This is a genomic window from Gordonia sp. HS-NH1 (assembly GCF_001418765.1).
Classification (GTDB): domain Bacteria; phylum Actinomycetota; class Actinomycetes; order Mycobacteriales; family Mycobacteriaceae; genus Gordonia.
The window spans coordinates 88,805-109,757 of sequence record NZ_LIYC01000006.1 but is presented as its reverse complement, the minus strand read 5'-3'; the positions used below and the strand labels follow the sequence as shown (position 1 = coordinate 109,757).

The 20,953-nt window shown below is 69.8% G+C and carries 2 protein-coding genes (1 of these 2 only partly in view); both read right to left on the bottom strand.

The window, feature by feature from the left end; all coding sequences use genetic code 11:
- Positions 1-12,761, bottom strand: the start of a protein-coding gene (locus AMD30_RS07040) for a non-ribosomal peptide synthetase (protein WP_055475150.1). The gene continues 27,469 nt to the left of window position 1, outside the view; 12,761 of the gene's 40,230 nt are visible here — the first part of the coding sequence; its start codon is at positions 12,759-12,761; its stop codon lies off the left edge, out of view.
- Complete coding sequence (locus tag AMD30_RS07035) at positions 12,758-20,953, bottom strand: amino acid adenylation domain-containing protein (protein WP_055475149.1); 8,196 nt, start codon at positions 20,951-20,953, stop codon at positions 12,758-12,760. Before AMD30_RS07035 ends, AMD30_RS07040 begins: the two co-directional genes overlap by 4 nt.

The window sequence follows — 20,953 nt, the reverse complement described above, 5'->3', positions numbered from 1 at the left end:
GCGGCCGCCGCACTCACACCCGGCACGGCCAGGAGCGCCGCCTCGATCTCACCGAACTCGATCCGGTAGCCACGCAACTGGACCTGAGCGTCACCGCGGCCGAGGTACTCGATGTCCTCGCCCACGCGGCGGGCCAGATCGCCCGTGCGGTACATCCGGGATCCGGGCTCACCGTAGGGCGAGGCCACGAAACGTGTCGACGACAGCCCGGCACGTTTCAGGTACCCCTGCGCGAGTTGCCCACCGGTGACGTACATCTCGCCGACGATGCCCTCGGGCACCGGACGCAGACGGTCGTCGAGTACGTGGATGGCCAGCGAGCCGAGCGGGCGGCCGATGAAGCTCGCGTCGTCGGCCGTCACCGACTGCGGGTCGAGCGGACGGAAGCTGACGTGCACGGTCGTCTCGGTGATGCCGTACATGTTGACCAGCGACGTGGTCTCGCCCGGATGGTCGTCGAACCAGCGGCGGACCTGTTCGAAGCTGAGCGCTTCGCCGCCGAACACGATGTAGCGCAACGACAGTGCGGTCCGGCGGCGCCGGCGGGCCTCGGCGAGCTGATAGAACGCCGACGGCGTCTGGCTCAGCACGGTCACGTGTTCGCGCGCCAGCAGGTCGAGGAACTCCTCCGGAGCCCGGGCCAGGTCACGGTCCACGAGCACGAGACGGCCGCCGGTCAGCAGCGGTCCCCACAACTCCCAGACCGAGAAGTCGAACGCGTACGAATGGAACATCGTCCACACGTCGGTCTCGTCGAACTCGAAATCACCAGCGGCGGTGTCCATCAGCGTGACGACATCGCGATGGGTGACCTCGACGCCCTTGGGGCGCCCCGTGGAGCCCGACGTGTAGATCACGTAGGCGCGCGAATCGGGATGAACCGCAGCGGTTTCCGGATTCGCACCGGCACCGTCGGCCACGAGCTGCCCGACCGGCACCACCGGCGTCGCCCCCAGTTGCGACCATAGCTCGAGGTCCGCGGTCGTGTCGTCGACGATCACCGCGCTCGGTGCGGAATCGTCGACGATGAAGCGCAGACGGTCGACCGGGTTGGTGGTGTCCAGCGGCAGGTAACCCGCGCCGCAACGCAGCACACCCAGGATCGACGCGACGAGATCGACGCCCCGCGACGTCGCCACGGCGACGAGATCCCCGGACCGGACACCTCGCGCCCGCAGGGACGCGGCGATCGCCGCCGACCGCCGGCCGAGTTCGCGGTAGTCGACCGAGGTCTCGGTGTCGGTGACGGCCGGACGCTCGGCATGTGCGACCACCGAACGGCCGAACAGTTCCACCAGTGACGAGTCCGTGTTCGCCGTGCGGGTGACCGGCGGTGTGATCTCGCGGCGGTACTCCGCGTCGTCGAGCAGCGAGATCGCCCCGACCTCGATGGCCGGATCCGCGACGACACCGGTCAGGATTCGGACCAGCGCATCGGAGTACACCTGCACCTGTCGCTCGTCGAAGGCCGCGGGCAGGTACTTCAGTTTGAGCTCGATGCGGTCGCCGACCACGCCGGTCACCAGGTTCAGCGGATAGTGGGTCGAGTCGGTCGCGTCGAGATCCTCGATCCCGATGCCGCCCGCGTCGGCCCCCTGCTTCAGCGACTGGGCGTCGACCGGGTAGGACTCGTGCACCGCGAGGGTGTCGAACAGTTGTCCGCGGCCGACGAGGGCCGTCAGCTCGGGCAAGCCGAGGTGCTGGTGGTCGAGCACCGCGACCTTCGAGGCCTGCAGCGCGTCGAGGACGTCGGCGGCCCGGGCGGTCGGATCGACATCCGCGACCGCGGGCAGCGTGTTGATGAAGAGGCCGACCATCGTCTCGACGCCGTCCAGATCGGCTGGGCGACCGGAGACGGTCTCGCCGAACACGACCGACTGCTGCCCGGTGATGCGCGACAGCAGCACCGCCCAGGCGAACTGCATCACCGTCGAGACGGTGACCCCTCGTGCACGCGTGAGATCCTCGACGGCAGAGGTGATCTCGGCCGGGAGTAGTACGCTGTGGTCGCGCGGCAGCTGATCGGAAGTCGCCTCGCGGCCCGCGCCGACGAGCGTCGGCTCGTCGACCGCGGCCAGTACCGAGCGCCACGCCGCCAGACCCGCGTCGGTGTCGGATGCGGCGATGTACCGCAGGTAGTCGAGATAGTCCCCCTGCGCACCGGCCTCGGCGGCGACGGTGCCGGTGTAGGTCTGACCGGTGGCATACAGCGCGAACAGATCGGCCATGATCAGCGGGCTCGACCAGCCGTCGATCAGGATGTGGTGGCTGGTGACGACCAGCGTCGACCGCGCGCCACTTCGGACGAGGACGAACCGCATGAGCGGGCCGGATTCGAGATCGAACGGCGTGACGCGCTCGGCCTGGGCGACCGCGGCGACACCGCTGTCGCCGTCCCGGCCGGCACCGGCCCCCGGCGTGTCAGTCGATTCGATATCAACTGTCCGCCAGGGGATGTCGACCGTATCCGGAACAACCGCGACGACCTCACCGCTGGGGACGCGCACGAAGCTGGACCGCAGCACCCGGTGGCGGACGAAGACCTCGCGCACGGCCTCGGCGAGACGGTCGGCGTCGACGTCGCCCTTGAGCGTGACGACCGCCTGCGCGGTGTAGACATCCACCGCCCCGGCCTCGCGGCCCGCCGCGGCGAGCTCGGCCTGGAACTGCAGGCCCCGCTGCAACGGCGAGAGCGGCCACACGTCGGCACCCGGATACCGCCGGGCGAGGTGATCGAGATCGTCCTGGGTGACGCGTGCGCCGAGGACATCCGACGGCGAGAGACCCGGGTCGCCGACGCGGGCGACCTCGTCGACGATCGCCGCGAGTTCGGAGTCCCAGCGCCGTGCGAGGTCGTCGACATCGCCGGCGGTGAGCACCCCGCGCGGGAAGGTGAAGCCGGCGACGAACTCCCGGCCGTCCTGGCCGATCGCGGTACCGGCGTTGATGCTCAACACATTCGGGACGACCATGGCGCCGGTGACCGTGCCCGGCAGGCGAGGTGCCGCCGGGTCGGGCAAGAACGGCATGCCCGTATCGTCCGCGGCGGCGTTCTCGCCGGCGGATGCGGTCCCGGCGACGTTGCCGAGGTAGTTGAACCCGATACTCGGCAACGGCCGACGGGACAGCTCGGTGTCGCCGTAGCGCAGCAGTCCGTAGCCGATTCCGTTGTCGGGCTGTCCGACCCGCTCTTCCTTGGCGACCTTGACCGTGTGCACGGAGTCGCCGCGCACGTCGATGGCCAGCGGCGCGATGGTGGTGAACCACCCGACGGTCCGGGACAGATCCACGGTCCGCGGATCGGTTCCGTGCAGCAGAGCTTCTTCGTACCGGCCGTGGCCCTCGAGCAGCAACGTCACCGGCTGGTCATCCGCGATCTCCCGGGCCTGCTGCCAGGACCGGACCGCGCGCGCCAGCGCCGCGACGAGGGCGTCGTTGACGTTGCCGCGGAAGGCGGTCGGCACCGTCGTCAGCAGCGCCTCGGTGACCGCCGAGCCGACGGTGTGCACGACGGTGTCGGTGGTCGACATGCGGTCACGTGCACGGTCGAGGGCACCACCGAGGTCGGTGACCCGTTCCGGCGACCGATCCAGCCAGTAGCGCAACTCGTCCGAGCGTCCGGCCCGCTGGGCGTCGAGCGCCGCGGTGAACGCACGCGCCGAGGTCGTCTCCGGTCGCAGCGAATACGCCTGGCCTCCTTGATGCTGCGCCCAGGCGGTCAGCAGGTCCTCGATGATCACCCGCCACGAGACGGCGTCGACACCGAGGTGATGGATGACGACCACGAGACGCGCATCGCCGTCCGGGGCGCTGACCAGCACGGCTGCGACGAGCCGCCCGGCGGTCGGGTCGAGGCGGCCGGAGGCGTCCTCGAAGGCGGCGACGACGGTGTCTGAGAAGCCGGGTTCGCCGACGGGCGCCGGACTCGTCATCGCGGTCACCGCACCGGGCTGCAGCGGCGCGACGCCGGTGTGCATCCGCCAGTCGCCCGCGCTCCCGCCGGGTTCGACCGAGGCACCCAGCATGGGGTGGACGTCGACCACCTGCGCCAGGAGTTCCTGTGCGATCTCGACGGTGAGCCCCTCGGGTGCGGTCAGCACCATCGACTGGGAGAAGTCGGCGAAGTCCGAGACGTCGTCGGTGTGTTCCAGGACCCAGGAGACCACCGGCGGGACGGTCATCGGACCGACGCCGCCACCGGGCAGTTCCGCCAGGGCGGGTACCCGGTCGCCGCGGGCGCCGACGGCACGGGCAATGGCGCGAACCGTCTTGTGCTCGAAGATGTCCCGCGGTGAGATGTCGATACCCGCCGCGCGGCAGGCCGACGCGACCTGGATGGACATGATCGAGTCGCCGCCGAGGGCGAAGAACGAGTCGGTGACGCTGACGCGTTCGAGCCCCAGCAGGCCGGCGATGATCGAGGCGAGCTGCTGCTCGACCGCGTTCTCGGGCTCCACGTGGTCGGATTCGACCTCGATCGTGGGCGCGGGCAACGCACGGCGGTCCAGCTTGCCCACCGGGGTCAGCGGGAGCGCTTCGAGGACGGTGATGCTCGCGGGCACCATGAACAGGGGCAGGCGATCCGCGAGATGCTCGCGCAGCGAAGCGATCTCGATGGTGTCGCGGGGCACCACGTAGGCGGCCAGCGCGGCCACCACCGACTGTCCGCTCGCGGCGAGTCCGCCGTCGGCGTCGACCCCCACGACGACCGCGGAGGCCACGGACGGGTGATCGGTCAGGACGTTCTCGATCTCACCGAGTTCGATGCGCAGACCGCGGAGCTTGATCTGGTCGTCGCTGCGTCCGACGTAGTCGACCGACAGCGTGCCGTCGGCGTCGACGACGATCCAGCGCACGACGTCGCCGGTGCGGTACATCCGGGCGCCCGGAGTCCCGAACGGGTTGGCGACGAAGCGCTCGGCGGTGAGTCCCGGGCGGCTGAGATAGCCCTGCGCCAGAGCAGGTCCGCTGACGAAGAGCTCCCCAGCCACACCGACGGGCACGGTGTGCAGACGGGAATCGAGGACTAGGAGGTCGACGCCGTCGATGGGCGGACCGATGAGGACCCGTTGATCGGATTGCATCGGCTCGCCGATCGTGACACCGATGGTGGTCTCGGTCGGACCGTAGAGGTTCTGGAATCGCAGCAGCGGCGCCCACCGCTCGCGGAGGGACTCCGGCACCGCCTCGCCGCCAGCGTAGACGGTGTGCAGGTCCGGCAGTCCGGCCGGCTCCAGGGACGCGAGCACCGTGGGCGTGAGGAAGGTGTGCGTGATGTGCTGTTCACGCATGAACTCCTGCAGCGGTTCACCGGCCACCGCATCGCGGTGGCGATAGATGACCGACGCACCTGCGGAGAAGGCCAGCAGATACTCCAGGACGAACGCGTCGAAGCTCGGCGACGCGAAGCCGAGCACCCGCGAGGTCTCCACGATCCCCGACCGCTTCGCGGCCTCGACCCCGAAGTTGCGGAGTCCGCCGTGGGTGACCGTGACGCCCTTGGGCAGACCCGTCGATCCGGACGTATAGATGACATAGGCGGTGTCGGCCACGTCGGCACGCGACCCTCGGTCGGCGTCGTCGATCGGTGAATCCGGGAGCCGTGCAACACTTGTCGTGACATCAGGGGCGTCGAGGTCGATCCAGCGCCCCCCGAAAGCACTCACGTCGGCAACACCGGTCCGGGTGAGCCCGATGGTCGCACCCGAGTCCGAGATCATGTGTGCGACACGGTCGGCCGGGTAGTCCGGGTCGATCGGCACGTATCCGGCACCGGTCTTGGCGACTGCCCAGATCGCCTCCACGAGGTCGACCGAACGCGGGATCACCAGTGCCACCAGCGTTCCGCGGCCGATGCCCTGGCCCAACAGGTGACGAGCCAGCCGGTTCGACGCCGAGTCGAGTTCACCGTAGGTGAGGGTGCGGTCGGGGTCGACGACCGCGGTGCGGTCGGTTCCGCCACGCCGGACCGCGGCGGCGAACAGCTCCGCCAGCGGCACGGCCGGGATCGCGGGTCGGCGGCCGACCGGGGTGATCATGTCGCGCTCGGCGGTGTCGAGCAGGTCGGCGTCCCCGACCGGCACGGTCGGATCGGTGACCAGCTCGTGCAGCAACCGGGCGAAACGGTCCATCATCCGCGCGACCGTCGCCTCGTCGAACAGGTCGGTGGCGTAGTTGACGCGACCGATCCAAGACCCGCCGCGTCCGCCGCGCAGACCGACCGTCAGGTCCACCTTCGCCGAGTTCTCCTCGGTCTCCACCACTTCGACGGCCAGGTCGTCGATGTCGGCGACGAGCGTGGACGGATCCGCGGGCGTGGGGTCGACGGTCAGCAGGATCTGGGTGAGCGGGGCGAACGCCTCGGACCGGGACGGTGCGAGCGCGTCGACGACCGCCTCGAAGGGCGCGTCGGCATGTGCGAACGCATCGAGATCGGTGACCCGCACCACGTCGAGGAGGTCGGCGAACCGTTGCGCCGGGTCGACCACGGTCCGCAGGACCAGCGTGTTCACGAACATCCCGACCAGCGGGTCCAGGGCGGCGTCGCCGCGACCGGCGATCGGGGTGCCGATGGCGATGTCGTCGGTGGCCGAGAGCCGCGACAGCAGCACCGCGAGTGCCGCATGGATGACCATGAACTCGGTCACGCCGCGCTGGGCAGCGAGCTCGCGGACGAGACCCGCTGTCGCCGAGTCGATCTCGAAGCCCACCTCGGCGCCTGCCATGGACGCGACCCTGGGACGCGGGCGGTCGGCGGGCAGCTCGAGCACCTCGGGGAGTCCGGCCAGCGCAGAGCGCCAGTAGTCGACCTGAGCCGACACCCGCGAGTCCGGGTCGTCGATCGAGCCGAGTTCACGACGCTGCCAGAGCGCGACATCGGCGAACTGCACCTCGAGCTCGGCGAAGTCCGGCGAACGCCCCTGTGAGCGCGCGACATACGCCGTCACGACGTCGGTGACCAGCGGACGCATCGACTCGCCGTCGCCGGCGATGTGGTGGATCACGATGAGGACGATGTGTTCGAGGTCGTCGACGCGGTGGACCCGGATCCGGATGGGTCGCTGCACTGCGACGTCGAAGCCGCCGGCGGCAGCCGCGAAGAGCTCGGATTCGTCGTCGACGATGGCCCAGTCGAGTTCGGCCCCGACCCCGGCGACGTCCCCGATGACCTGTCGCGGAGCACCGTCGATCGACGGGAACACCGTCCGGAGTACTTCCTGACGCTCGACGACGTCGACCATCGCCGCACGCAGGGCCGCGAGATCGAGCTTGCCGCGCAGGCGCAGGGCGATCGGGATGTTGTAGGCCGCGGACGCGGTGTCGAACTGGTTGATGAACCAGATCCGTTGCTGCGCATACGACAGCGGGATCGCGTCCGGTCGCGGGGAGACCGCCGTCACCGGCGGGAGGCCGGGCACGCGGTCGGCGACACGCTGCGCCAGTTCGCGCACGCTGGGAGCGTCGAACAGGTCGCGAACACTGACCTCGACGCCGAGTGCGGCACCGGCGCGGGCCGCCACCCGCATCGCGGCAAGCGAGTTGCCGCCGAGGTCGAAGAAGGAGTCCACCACCGAGATCCGGTCGGCTCCGAGCACTTCCGCGACAACGTCGGCGAGAGCGCGCTCGGCGGGGGTCGCCGGCTCGACGACCTCGGACTCGACGACGGTCGGTGCGGGCAGCGACCGGCGATCCACCTTGCCGGAGGCGTTGCGTGGCATCTCGTCGAGGACGACCCACAACGTGGGGCGCAGATGCGCGAGCAGTCTCTCGCCCGCGAAGGCGCGGATGGCCTCGACGTCCACGGTGTCACCCGGGTGACCGGTCAGGTAGGCCACGAGCGCATCGCCCGCGGGAGTCGTGGTGACCGCCGCGGCCACCGAGACCACGCCCGGCGCCGCCGCCAGCACGGCCTCGGTCTCGCCGAGTTCGATGCGCTGACCGTGGATCTTCACCTGGAAGTCGGTCCGACCGAGGTACTCGATGTCTCCGTCGGCGCGCCAGCGGGCGAGGTCGCCGGTGCGGTACAACCGCGCACCGGCGGGTCCGGCGGGGTCCGCGACGAACGACTGGGCGGTGAGGGCCGGTGCGGACGCATAGCCGCGGGCCATCTGCGCGCCACCGAGGTACAGCTCGCCCGGCACACCGGGCGCGACCGGGCGCAGACGTGCGTCGAGGATGCGTGCGGTCAGGCCGGACGCGGGCCGGCCGACGGTCACGACGTCGACAGGCTCGGTCAGCGTCGCGATCGTCGCGTCGACGGTCATCTCGGTGGGGCCGTACTGGTTCACGATCACCGCGTGCGGGGCGGCCGCGAGGGTCTGCTGGGCCACCGCGGGGGTGAGTGCCTCACCGCCGGTGAAGATCTGGCGCACCGAGGACAGACCGGTGGCGGGATCGAAGGTCTCGTCGAGGAACACCGCGAGCAGCGACGGGACGAACTGCACGGAGGTCACCCGCTCGTCGGCGATGACGCGGGCCAGATGAGCCGGGTCCCGGTGGCCGTCGGGCGCGGCGACAACGGCGGTCGCGCCGGCGACGAAGGGCCAGAACAACTCCCAGACCGACGCATCGAAGGTGTACGGCGTCTTGACCAGCACCCGTTCGTCCGCCGGGTCGCCGGTGTAGGCGCCGAACCAGGACAGCATGTCGTGCAGGCCGCGATGCGTGACCGTCACGCCCTTGGGCTGCCCGGTCGATCCGGACGTGAACAACGTGTACACCGGATGTCCGCCGCGCAGGGGTGCCACACGGTCGGCAGTTGTCACGCGAGCCGAGCCGGCGGTGGCGAGCGAGTCGAGATCGACCGTGACGAGAGTCCCCGGGTTCGACAGTGACTCGGCCCAGCCCGGGATCTCGCCGCCGACGACGACCGTCGACGCCCCGGAGAGCGCGAGCTGCCGACGCACGACATCCGCCGGCGCCTCCGGATCGAGCGGCACGTATGTGCCGCCGGCGAGCACGATCCCGTGGATCGCCACCAGCATCTCGACCGATCGCGGCACGCCGACCGCGACGGGCACGTCGGGTCCGACCCCGTCGGCGACGAGGCGCCGCGCGAAGGCGTGGACCAGTGCACCGTACTCGGCATAGTCCAGAGTGCGGCCGTGTGCCCGGATCGCCACCCGGGAAGCATTGCGAGCGAAGGACTCTGCCAGTGCATCGGCGACCGTGACGGCCGGCTCCGGCAGAGCAGCGGTGTCGGCACCGCCGCCCCAGCGCGCGAGCGCCTCGTGTTCGGCTGCGGTCATCAGGTCCGCATCGCCGACGGGAGCCGAGGGGTCCGCAGTCAGGGTGTCGAGGAGGCGAACGAACCGGTCGGCGAAGAGACGCACCGACTCGGCGTCGTACAGGTCGGTCGCATAGAGCACCGATCCCTGCCAGTTGTCCCCGTTGTCGGCGATCCCGACGGTCAGATCGACACGCGCGGACAGGTCCTGCGGTTCGACGGGGGTCACGGCCAGTCCGCCGCCCTCCCCGATCGTCAGCGTCTGGGAGGCCAGATCGGCGATGGCCGACTGGTCGAACGCGAGCCACACCTGGGCCAGCGGTGCATAGGCCTCCGTGCGCAACGGGTTCACCCGTTCGACGACCGCCTCGAACGGGATGTCCGCGTTGGCGAAGGCCTCGAGATCGGTGCGGCGGACGTCGTCGAGCAACCGGCCGAAACCGGCCGCCGGGTCGACTCCGGTCCGGAGGACCAGCGTGTTGACGAACATGCCGACCATCGGGTCGAGAATCGACTGCCCGCGACCGGCGATCGGCGTGCCGACGGTGACGTCCTCGGTCGCCGACAGCCGCGACAGCAGCACCGCGAGCGCCGCATGCGCCACCATGAACGGAGTCAGCCCGCGATCGCGCGCCAGACGGGCGACACGCTCCGAAACATCCTGCGGCACACTGAACTCGATGCGCGCGCCGCGCTGCGAGGCCACCGCCGGACGCGGTCGGTCGGTCGGCAACTCCAGCACGTCGGGCGCCCCGTCGAGCTGCCGCGCCCAGTACTGCAACTGCGCACCGATGAGCGACGAGTCGTCGGTCGCGGAGCCGAACACCCGGCGCTGCCACAGGGCGACGTCGGCCATCTGGACCGGCAGCGGCCGGAAGTCGGGCGCGTTCCCGGCGACCCGCGCGGTGTACGCGGTGATCAGATCGGTCACCAGCGGTGCGAGGGATTCACCGTCGCACGCGATGTGGTGCACGACCATCCCGAGGACCGCCTCGGAATCTGAGATCTGGGAGAAGCCCACGCGCACAGGCAGTTCGGAGACGAGATCGAATCCGCCGAGCATCACCTCGGGCAGGGCCGATTCCGGCACCTCGCGCCAGTCGAGCATCGCGGCCGCCGACGACGGCTCGTGGACGAGCTGAGAGGCGTCGCCGTCGGCTTCGGGATAGGTGGTACGCAGGACCTCGTGGCGGGTCATGACGTCGAGCAGCGCCTGGCGCAGGGCGTCGGCGTCGACGCCGCCCTGCAGCCGCAGGACCATCGGGATGTTGTAGGCAGGCGATGCCGGATCGAACCGGTTGATGAACCACATCCGCTGCTGTGCGAGCGACAGCGGGATGCGGTCCGGGCGGGAGGCGACGGGTTCGATCGGGGGCAGTCCCGGCCGCTTCGAGGCTGCGGCGAGCGCGAGGTCCCGCACCGTCGGGGCGTCGAAGAGGTCACGGACCGTGAGGTCCACGCCGAGCGTCTCCGCGGCGCGGCCGACGATGCGGGCGGCCAGCAGCGAGTTGCCGCCGACGTCGAACACCGACTCGACGACGCTGATGTCCTCGAGACCGAGCACCTCCGCGAAGATGTCCCGCAGGGCTGCCTCGGTGTCGTTCTCGGGCGCCACGAATTCGGTTGTCGACGCGAGCACGGGGCGCGGCAGTGCGCCGCGATCGAGCTTGCCGTTCTGGGTCAGCGGCAGCCGCTCGACCGCCATGACGACGTCGGGGACCATGTACTCCGGCACCAGGGTCGCCACACGCCGACGCACGAGTTGTTCGTCGACCTCGGCGCCCGGCTCGGGAACCACGTAGGCGGCGAGGATCTCACCCCGCTCGGACAGGTCCACGACGCTGGCCGCACCGGCCGAGATCCCGTCGAGGCCGACGAGCGCGGCCTCGATCTCGCCGTATTCGATGCGGAAGCCGCGGAGCTGGACCTGGGCGTCGCCGCGACCGAGGTACTCGATGTCGTCACCGACGCGACGCGCCAGGTCGCCGGTCCGGTACATGCGATCACCGGAACCGTCGGGCGCGAACGGGTTCGCGACGAAGCGCGTGGCACTGAGCCCGGCCCGCCGGAGATAGCCCTGCGCGAGTTGTGTTCCGGTGACGTACATCTCGCCGATGACACCCTCGGGCACCGGTCGCAGTCGCGAGTCGAGGATGTGGATGTCCAGCGACGACAGCGGTCGCCCGATGAACGACGCGTCACCGGCCGACACCGCGTCGCGGTCCAGCGCGCGGTAGCTGACATGCACCGTGGTCTCGGTGATGCCGTACATGTTGACCAGCTGCGCGGGATCTGCCGGATTGTCGTCGAACCAGCGCCGAACCTGCTCGAAACTCAGCGCCTCGCCACCGAACACGATGTAGCGCAACGCGAGTGACGCCTGCCTGTGTCGCTGTGCGGCGATGAGCTGGTAGAAGGCCGACGGCGTCTGACTCAGCACCGTGACCCGCTCGGTCTCGAGGAGATCGACGAAGGCCTCCGGGTCCCTCGTGGTGTCCTGCTCGACCACGACGACGCGTCCACCGGTGACGAGGGGACCCCAGATCTCCCAGACCGAGAAGTCGAAGGCGTAGGAGTGGAACAGCGTCCAGACGTCGTCCGGGCCGAACGAGAACTCCTCGGACGCGGCCTTCATCAGCGCGACGACCTCGCGGTGCGACACGACCACGCCCTTCGGCTTGCCCGTCGAACCAGAGGTGTAGATCAGGTAGGCCGGCAGCCGGTCGTCGAGCGACTCGGTCCGTGCTGCCCCCTCTGCTCCCTGAGGAGCCCCGGAGCCTGCGGAGCGGCGTCTCGAAGGGGCCGCACCACGGATCACGTCCTCGGTCGTGACGAACCGGACGTCGATGACATCCCACGTCGCGGCGAGCTCGGGGTCGGCGAGCACCAGCAGCGGCGCCGCGTCGTCGATGATCGACTGTGCGCGGGCGACCGGCTGGGAGCGGTCGAGCGGCAGGTACGCCGCTCCGGTCTTGAGGACGGCCAGCAGGGCCACGATCAGGTCTGTCCGGCGTGGGAGCGCGACGCCGACGAGGCTGCCCGGGCCGGCACCGGCCGTGCGGAGTCCGTCGGCCAGCGCGTCGGACCGCTCGTCGAGCTCGCGGTAGGACAGCACGGCGCCGGTCGCGTCGCTGACCGCGGGCCGAGCGGCGTGGCGCGCGACGGCGGAGCGGAACAGTCCGGGCAGGGACCCGAGATCGGTGCTGCCGATCAGTCCGAGCGCCCGCTCGCGGATCAGCGCGATCGCGCGCCGGGTGGCGTCGGCGATCTCGGCCGGCGCACGTCCGGGCGCGGCCTCGGTCTGGGTGACCCCGGCGCCGACCGCGGCCTCGGTGTCGAGTCCCTGGGCGATGAAGACGCCGGCCGTCGCCGACACGCGCGCATACAGCTCGCCGAACGTGACCGGGCCGGACGCCGCCTCGTAGGCGGTCTCGGAGGGTGCGACGCCGGCCGAGAAGGCGATCAGGTGCAGTGTCGAAGGCCGCGAGCCCCAGGTGAGAGAGATGTTGGAGGCCGTTGAATCGACATCGGTCACGTCTGAGTCATTCCTTTGGTCGACTGCACTGCTTCGTTCCCGCGGGACCCGGCTCCCGACATCGCGCCGTCCACCACTCGGAGTGCGTTGGCGCGGAGTTCGCCCAGCACATCACCGAGCGCATCGGGCCCCGACACCGCCAGGCCCGGCAACAGGCTCATCAGCGCGGTGGTGAGGGCAGAGTCCGGGTCGGGAAGAGCGGCAGCCATCGCATCACTGATCGACGACAGCACCGCGAACGTTACCTCTGCCCCCTGGTGCGCGGCAGCGACCGCATCGGGCTGTGCGGCCACGGCCCGTGCGACGAGATCGGGCAGTGCGACGGCGAGTTCGGCGTCGGCGACCGCACTGGCCGCGGTCTGCTCGGCGGCGGTGGCGATGTCGATGTCCCCCACCAACACCTGCGGGTTCTCCGACACCTCCTCGAGGACGCGCAGATAGCGCTGCGCGTACGTCTCGACAGTGCCCTTGGTGAAGATGTCGGCGGCGTAGATCAACTGGCCCGTCATTGAATCAGCGTCCTTTGCTGCCGGTGCAACGAAGTCGTCCGGGAACAACGTGAGCTGGAGATCCACCTTGGCTGGGGTCAACTGCTCGGATACCGGCGCGATCGTCATCGAATCCATGTCGAGCGTGGGGATGGTGAAGTTCTGGTAGGCGAACATCACCTGATAGATCGGGTTGTAACTGGTGGGCGGCGAGGGAAGTACAGATGACACGATCGTATCGAACGCGATTTCGGCGTTCGCCATGTCGGCCAGATCCTCGTCGCGGACACGCTGCAGGAGCTCGGCGAACTTCTCCTCGTCCTGGAGTCGCGACCGCAGGGCCAGCGTGTTCACGAACATCCCGACCACGCCGTCGAGTTCGGGCTGACCCCGCCCGGCGAACGGCGTGCCGATCACGATGTCGCGCTGGGTGGTCAGCCGGCTCAGCAACACCACCAGTGCGGTCTGCATCACCATGAACAGCGTCGCGTTGTGCTGGCGCGCGACGGCCTCCAGCTTGTGCACCAGGCCGCCGTCGATGTCGAACCGCACCTCCTCGCCGACGAAGGACGGTGTCCGCGGGCGGGGGCGATCGGTCGGCAACTCCAGCCGGGCCGGCGCGTTGCGGAGCCGGTCGGTCCAGTACGCGAGCTGGCGGCCCGCCTCGGTCGTCCCGTCGGGTCCGGAAACGGCGAGGGCCTCCTGCTGCCACAGCGTGTAGTCCAGGTACTGGACCGCGAGCGGCGGCCAATCCGGCCGACGACCGGCCACCCGCGCCGAGTACGCGGTCATCACATCGGTGGCCAGCGGCAGCATCGAGGCGCCGTCGGCGGTGATGTGATGCACGACGAACACCAGGATGTGCTCGGTCTCGGTCAGCCGCAGCAACATCATCCGCAGCGGCGGTGCGACGGTGACGTCGAAACCGCGTCCGGTGAAGTCCGCGATCACCGGGACCGGATCGCCGTCGACGTCGACGACGCTGCGCTCGAGCAACTCCAGCGCGGCATCCCGATCGAGCACGAGCTGGATCGGCTCGCCGTCGACGAGCGGATAACGCGTCCGCATCGACTCGTGGCGCTCGATGAGGTCCTCGATCGCGGCGCCGATCGCGTCGGTGTCCAGCTGTCCGGACAAGCGCAGCGCCATCGCGACGTTGTAGGCCGGCGACGCCGGATCGGCGCGGTTGATCAGCCACATCCCGCGCTGCACTGCCGACAGCGGCGCCCGGTCTCCGTGCGCACGTGCTGCCAGACGCGGGCGGCGCGACGGGGTCCCGTGGTCGCTGGCGAACGTCGCCATCGCCCGCACGGACGGCGCATCGAACACCGCGGCGACCGGGATGTCGACCTCCAGGTCGGCCGACAACCGAGCGGCCACCTTCGTCGCGCTCAGCGAGTTGCCGCCGAGGTCGAAGAACGACTCGGCCACGCTGATCCGATCGACGCCGAGCACGTCGGCGAACACCCGCGCGATCACCCGTTCGGTCTCGGTGCTCGGCGGCACGAATTCGGCGGTCTCGATCACCGGGGCGGGCAGCGCCTTGCGATCGACCTTGCCCGCCGAGTTCAGCGGCATGGTCGACAGCGGCATCCAGATCGTCGGCACCATGAACTCCGGCACGGTTCCGTTCAGGTGCGCCTGGGCGTCGGCCGGGGTGACGGAGTCGGGCGAGTAGTAGGCCACCAGGCTCTGTCCGGCGGCCAGATCGGCGACCGTCACCGCCGTGTGGACGATGCCGGGCACCGACATCAGCGCCGACTCGATCTCGCCGAGCTCCAGTCGCTGACCGCGCAACTTCACCTGGAAGTCGTTGCGGCCCAGGTACTCGATCTCCCCTGCCGGGCTCCACTTGCCGAGATCGCCGGTGCGGTACAGCCGCGACCCGGGCGGGCCGTACGGGTCGGCGACGAAGCGTTCGGCACTGAGCCTGCCCTGCGACACGTATCCGCGGGCCAGCTGGACGCCGCCGAGGTAGATCTCGCCGGGCACACCGACCGGCAGGGGCCGCAGCCGGTGGTCGAGGATGTGGATCGTCGTGTTCGGCACCGGCCGACCGATCGGTACGACGGTCTCCGAGCCGCGGACGTTGTGTTCGGTGACGTCGACGGCGGCTTCGGTCGGCCCGTACAGGTTGTGCAACCCGACGGCGGGCAAGGCGGTGCGCAGACCACCCGCGGTCGAGGCGGTCAGGGCCTCACCCGAGGTGAACACCTGACGCAACGAGCTCAGCTCGGCGAGCCGGTCCGCGCCGACGACGTCGAGGAAGGTGGACAGCATCGACGGCACGAAGTGCAGCGTCGTGACGTCCTCGCGCTGGATGATGTCGACGAGATAGGACGGGTCGCCGTGTCCGCCGGGCACCGCGACCACCAGTCGGGACCCGGAGATGAAGGGCCAGAACAGCTCCCAGACCGACACGTCGAATGTCACCGGCGTCTTCTGCAGCACCACGTCGCGCTGGGTGAGGGTGTAGTGCTCCTGCATCCAGTCGAGTCGGTTGACGATCGCGCGATGCGACACGACGACGCCCTTGGGCCGTCCGGTGGAGCCGGAGGTGAAGATCGTGTACGCGGCGTTCTCCGGTCCAAGGATTCCGCGACGCTCGTCCGGCGTGAAGGTTCCGCCCTGCGCATCCGCATCGACCGAGGCGTCGACCGAGGTGACGGTCACGCGGTCGGCGAGGTCGTCGATCACGGCGGGGCGAGTCCCCGGCCCGACCAGTACGCGCCGTGCACCGGCGGTCTCGAGCATGTAGTCGGCACGATCGACCGGCGCCTCGGTGTCGAGCGGCACGTACTGGCCACCGGCGAGCACGATCGCGTGCACCGCGACCAGCAGTTCCACCGAACGCGGGATGCACACGGCCACCGCGACATCCGGACCGACGCCGTCGTCGATGAGCTGACGGGCCAGAGCCGTTGCCCGCGTGGCGAATTCGGCGTAGGTGAGTTCACGGTCGGCGAACACCAGCGCGACCGCGTCGGGGTCCTGCCGGTACCCGGCGAGCAGCGCGGAAGCCAGATCGGGCGCGGTCAGCTCGTGCGAAGCGCCGCGTGACCACCCCCGAACCGTGTCCACCTCGGCCTCGGGGAACGCGAAGAGGTCGTCGACGCGCAGTGCCCGGCCCGCATCGTCGGCCTCGAGCGAGCCGGCCATCGCGGCGAGAACGTCGTGGAGGTAACGCGCGAACCGTTCGATGGTGGACTCGTCGAAGAGATCACGCGCGTATCCGAACGCCACCGAGATCTGGCCGGCGTGGTCACCGGTGTCGGAGTACTCGACGACGCTGAGTGAGAGGTCGTACTTGGCGAACGGGGCACGCGCGTCGATGAGGCTGATCCCTGCCTCGTCCTCGAAGAGCCGCTCGACCTGGTCGTGCTGCATCACCAGTTCGACCTGGAAGAGCGGGGAATGGGCCGTGGAGCGCCGGGCCCCCACCGCGTCGACGACCTGCTCGAAGGGGACGTCGGCGTTGCTGAGAGCTTGCGCGCGAGTGTGATTGGCCTCGTTGAGCAGACTGGTGAGATCGGTGTCGGGGTGCACCCGGGTGCGCAGCACGAGGGTGTTGACGAACATGCCGATCAGGTCGGTGAGCTCCGGCTCGTCCCGACCCGCGATCGCGGTGCCGATGGCCACGTCGTCGCTGCCGCTGAGGCGCGACAGCACCACGGCGAGCGCGGCGTGGAAGATCGCGAAGACGGTCACACCGTGCTGGGCGGCCACCGCGTGCAGCCGGGCGACGGTGTCGGCGTCGAGCAAGGTGTCGACGAAACCGCCTGCGCCGGAGGGCCGGATCGGTCGAGCCCGATCGGTGGGCAAGGAGATGAGTTCGGGCATCCCCGCCAGTTCGGTGCGCCAGAAGTCGAGCTGCGCCGACATCAGCGAGGTCTCGTCGGCGGCCTCCCCCAGGACCTCGCGCTGCCACAACGCGTAGTCGGCGTACTGCACCGGCAGCGGACGCCAGGCGGGCTGCTGGTGGGCGAGCCGGGCGGCGTACGCAGTCAGGACGTCGGTGATCAGCGGACCGAGCGAGGCACCGTCGCCGATGATGTGGTGCATGACGACGATCAGGACGTGGTCGAGCGTTCCGTCGGGCGCCACGGCGCGGAAAAGTCGTGCGCGGACCGGATATTCGTAGTTCAGGTCGAAACCGGTCACGGCGAAGTCGGCGAGTCGGCGTTCGGTGTCCACCGGCGCCACGTCGACCACGTCGAACAGTCGGGCCGCGGCGGCCGCCTCCGCCGAGTGGATGAACTGGAAGGTCTCCCCGTCCTCGTCCGGGAACGTGGTCCGCAACGGCTCGTGTCGCGCGATGACGTCGTCGATCGCGGCGGCCAGCGCGGCGGCGTCGACGTCGGCGCCGAGCCGGACCGCTCCCGGGATGTTGTAGGCCGCCGAGGTCGGGTCGAGCCGGTTGATGAACCAGAGACGACGCTGGCTGAATGCCAACGGAATCCGGTCCGGGCGCCGCTGCGGCAGGAGCTCCGGCCGGCGGCCGGCGGCGTCCTCGGTGACCGGTGTCGCGACCCGGATGATGTCGCCGAGGCTCTGACTCTCGAAGACGTTGGCCAGCTTGATGTCGAGGCCGGCGACGGTACGCAGCCGCGATGCCAGCCGGGCCGCGGTCAGCGAATCGGCACCGAGCGCGAAGATGTTGTCCTGCAACCCGATCGGTTCGATGTCGAGCAGCTCTTCGACGATCGCGACCACTTCGCGTTCACGCGGGGTCGACGGCGCGACGTAGGCGATCCGTTCGTCACGCGCGAACACCGGAGCGGGCAGCGCGTGCCGGTTCAGCTTGCCGTTCGCGGTGAGGGGCAGCTCGTCGATCAGCATGACGACATCGGGCACCATGTACCCGGGCACATGGGCGCGGACCTGCTCACGGATGGCGGATTCGTCGAGCCCGCCACCGGTTTCGGTGACCGCGTAACCGACGAGCTTCGCCCCGCCCGCCGAGGCCGCGTCGGTGACGACCGCGGCCGCCGCGGTGACCCCGTCGACCGCGCGCAGCGCCGTCTCGACCTCACCCAGCTCGACCCGGAAGCCCCGCAGCTGCACCTGGGTGTCGGCGCGCCCCAGATACTGCACGTCGGTACCGATCCGCCGGCCGAGGTCGCCGGAGCGGTACATCCGTCCGCCGGTCCCGTGCGGGTCGGCGACGAACCGGGTTGCGGTGAGCCCGTGGCGATGACGATATCCGCGCGCGAGTTGGTCACCGACGACGTAGATCTCGCCGACGGCGCCCTCGGGCACCGGACGCAGGCGGTTGTCGAGAACCCGAACACCCAACGAGTTCAACGGACGGCCGATGAGGCTGGCGCTCTCGCCGCGCACGAGATCGGGATCGAGCGGACGGTAGGTGACATGGACCGTCGTCTCGGTGATGCCGTACATGTTGACGAGTTCGATCTCGTCGCCGAACGACTCGTACCAGTTGTGCACCTCGTCGAAGCGCAGTTCCTCGCCGCCGAAGACGATGTAGCGCAACGCCAATGGCGTCCCGGTCCGGCGGCGGACGTCGGCCACGATGCTGAACGCCGAGGGCGTCAGGGATGCGACCGTGATCTGCTCGTCGGCGAGCAGCTGCAGGAACTCGGCGGGCGCGCGAGCGACCATCCGATCCACGATCACCGCGCGTCCACCGGTGAGCAATGGCCCGAAGATCTCCCACACGGAGAAGTCGAAGGCGTAGGAGTGGAAGACCGACCAGACGTCCTCGGGCGTGAAGTCGAAGTCGGCCGACGCCGCGTCGAGCAGCGTGACCACGTTGCGGTGCACGATCTCGACGCCCTTGGGCGCCCCGGTCGATCCGGAGGTGTAGATGACATAGGCCGTCGCCTCGGGCGTCGCCGGACCGCGCGGCACTTCGACCGCGACGGCTCCCGGTGTCTGCGCCTCGGCGAGGAGCCGGCCGGTCTCGACGACCTCGCACTCCCCTGCCCATCCGGGCCGGTCGCCGTCGGAGACGACCAGGCACGCCGGGGCGGCGTCGTCGATGATGTAGCGCAGGCGTTCTTCCGGGTTGCCGGTGTCCAGCGGCAGGTATCCCGCGCCGGCCTTGAGCACGGCCAGCATGACGACCACGAGGCTCGTGTCGCGCGCCGTCGCCACACCCACCAGATCGCCCGCCCCGATCCCACGTGCGACGAGCGATCGCGCCATCGCGTCCGAACGGCTCGCGAGTTCGGCGTAACTCAGGGTCACACCGTCGGCGTCGGAGACCGCACCCCGATGACGGTGGGCGGTCGCGACCTCGTCGAACACCTCGACCAGGGTCGGTGTGGTCGCCCGCGGCAGTGACTGCGGGAGTGCGTCGAGGAGCCGGTGATCGCTGTCCACGAGCAAGTCGACATCGGCGACGGGGGTGTCGAGCGCCTCGCTCGACAGGAACCGGTCGAGGAACGTCAGGAATCGCCCGTGCAGCGCTTCGAGTTCGGCCGGTGAGTACAGGTGCGGGTTGCCGTGCAGGTCGACGACGAGCGGGGAACCGGGACTCGACTGATACAGGTTGATCAGGAGGTCCTCGAGGATGCCCGACGTGAGGATGCGGTACTCCATGTCGGTGCCGTCGATGGCGACCTGCTCGTCGAAGAACACCATGTTGATGGTGGGTCCGAAGGAGACCGAACTCTGGTCGAGACCGGCGTCGCGACGAATGTCGTCGGACCGGTACCGCTGGTGGCGCAGCGCGCCGGTCAATTCGAGCTGCGCGGTCGCGATCAGCTCGCGGACCGACTTCGACGACACCTCGCGCAGCCGGATCGGCAGGATGTTGGACACCATGCCACCGGAGATCTTGATCTTGGCGGTGGCACGGCCGGTGACCGGAAGACTCAGGACGATGTCGTCGTGGTTGCTCATCCGCGCGAGGAACGCGCCGAACGCCGAGGTCATCACGACCGCGAGGGAACTGTTCAGCTCCCCGGCGAGGGCCTCGTACCGGCGCTGCCGATCCGGGTCCAGGGCGGCGCCGGCGACGACGTTGTCGAACGACAGCGACCCGGAGGTCCCGACCTTCGACAGCGTCACCCGCTCCGGCAGATCCGCGACGCGTTCGAGCCAGTGTGCGCGGTCGGTCTCCCGCCGTGTGCTGCCCTGGTAGGCCTCTTCATAGGCGACGATGTCGGCCATGGTGGCCGGCGGCTTGTCGCGCGGCTCCTCGCCCCGGCGGAGAGCGTTGTAGCGGTCGACGGTGCGACGCATGATCGACAGTGCGGCATAGCCGTCGATGATGATGTGGTGGGCACGGTTGTACCAGAACGTGCGCTCGTCCGAGATGAGCAGGATCGAGACGATGATGAACTGGTCGTTGAGGAGATCGACCGGCTGCCGGTACTCCGCCTGCATCCAGTCCATCGCCGCCGCGACCGGGTCGGGCTCGCCACGGAAGTCCAGGATGTCCACGGTCTGGTCGAAGTCGACGTCGACGTACTGCATCGGGATGCCGTCGATCTCGGTCAGACGGACGAACGGCGACTCGACGAGTTTGCCGACCTCCACACAGCACTGTGCGAAGAGTTCGACGTCCAATCCGCCCGGCGCATGGCGGATGTCCACATACTGAGCGATGTTGACCGAGTACTCGGACGACAGCGACTCGGCGAACCACATGCCGCGCTGCGCCGCGGTGAGCGGAAGGACCGCAATGGTCTCGTCCACGTCACCCGGCGTATCAGCACGGTAATCGGCGATTGCCAC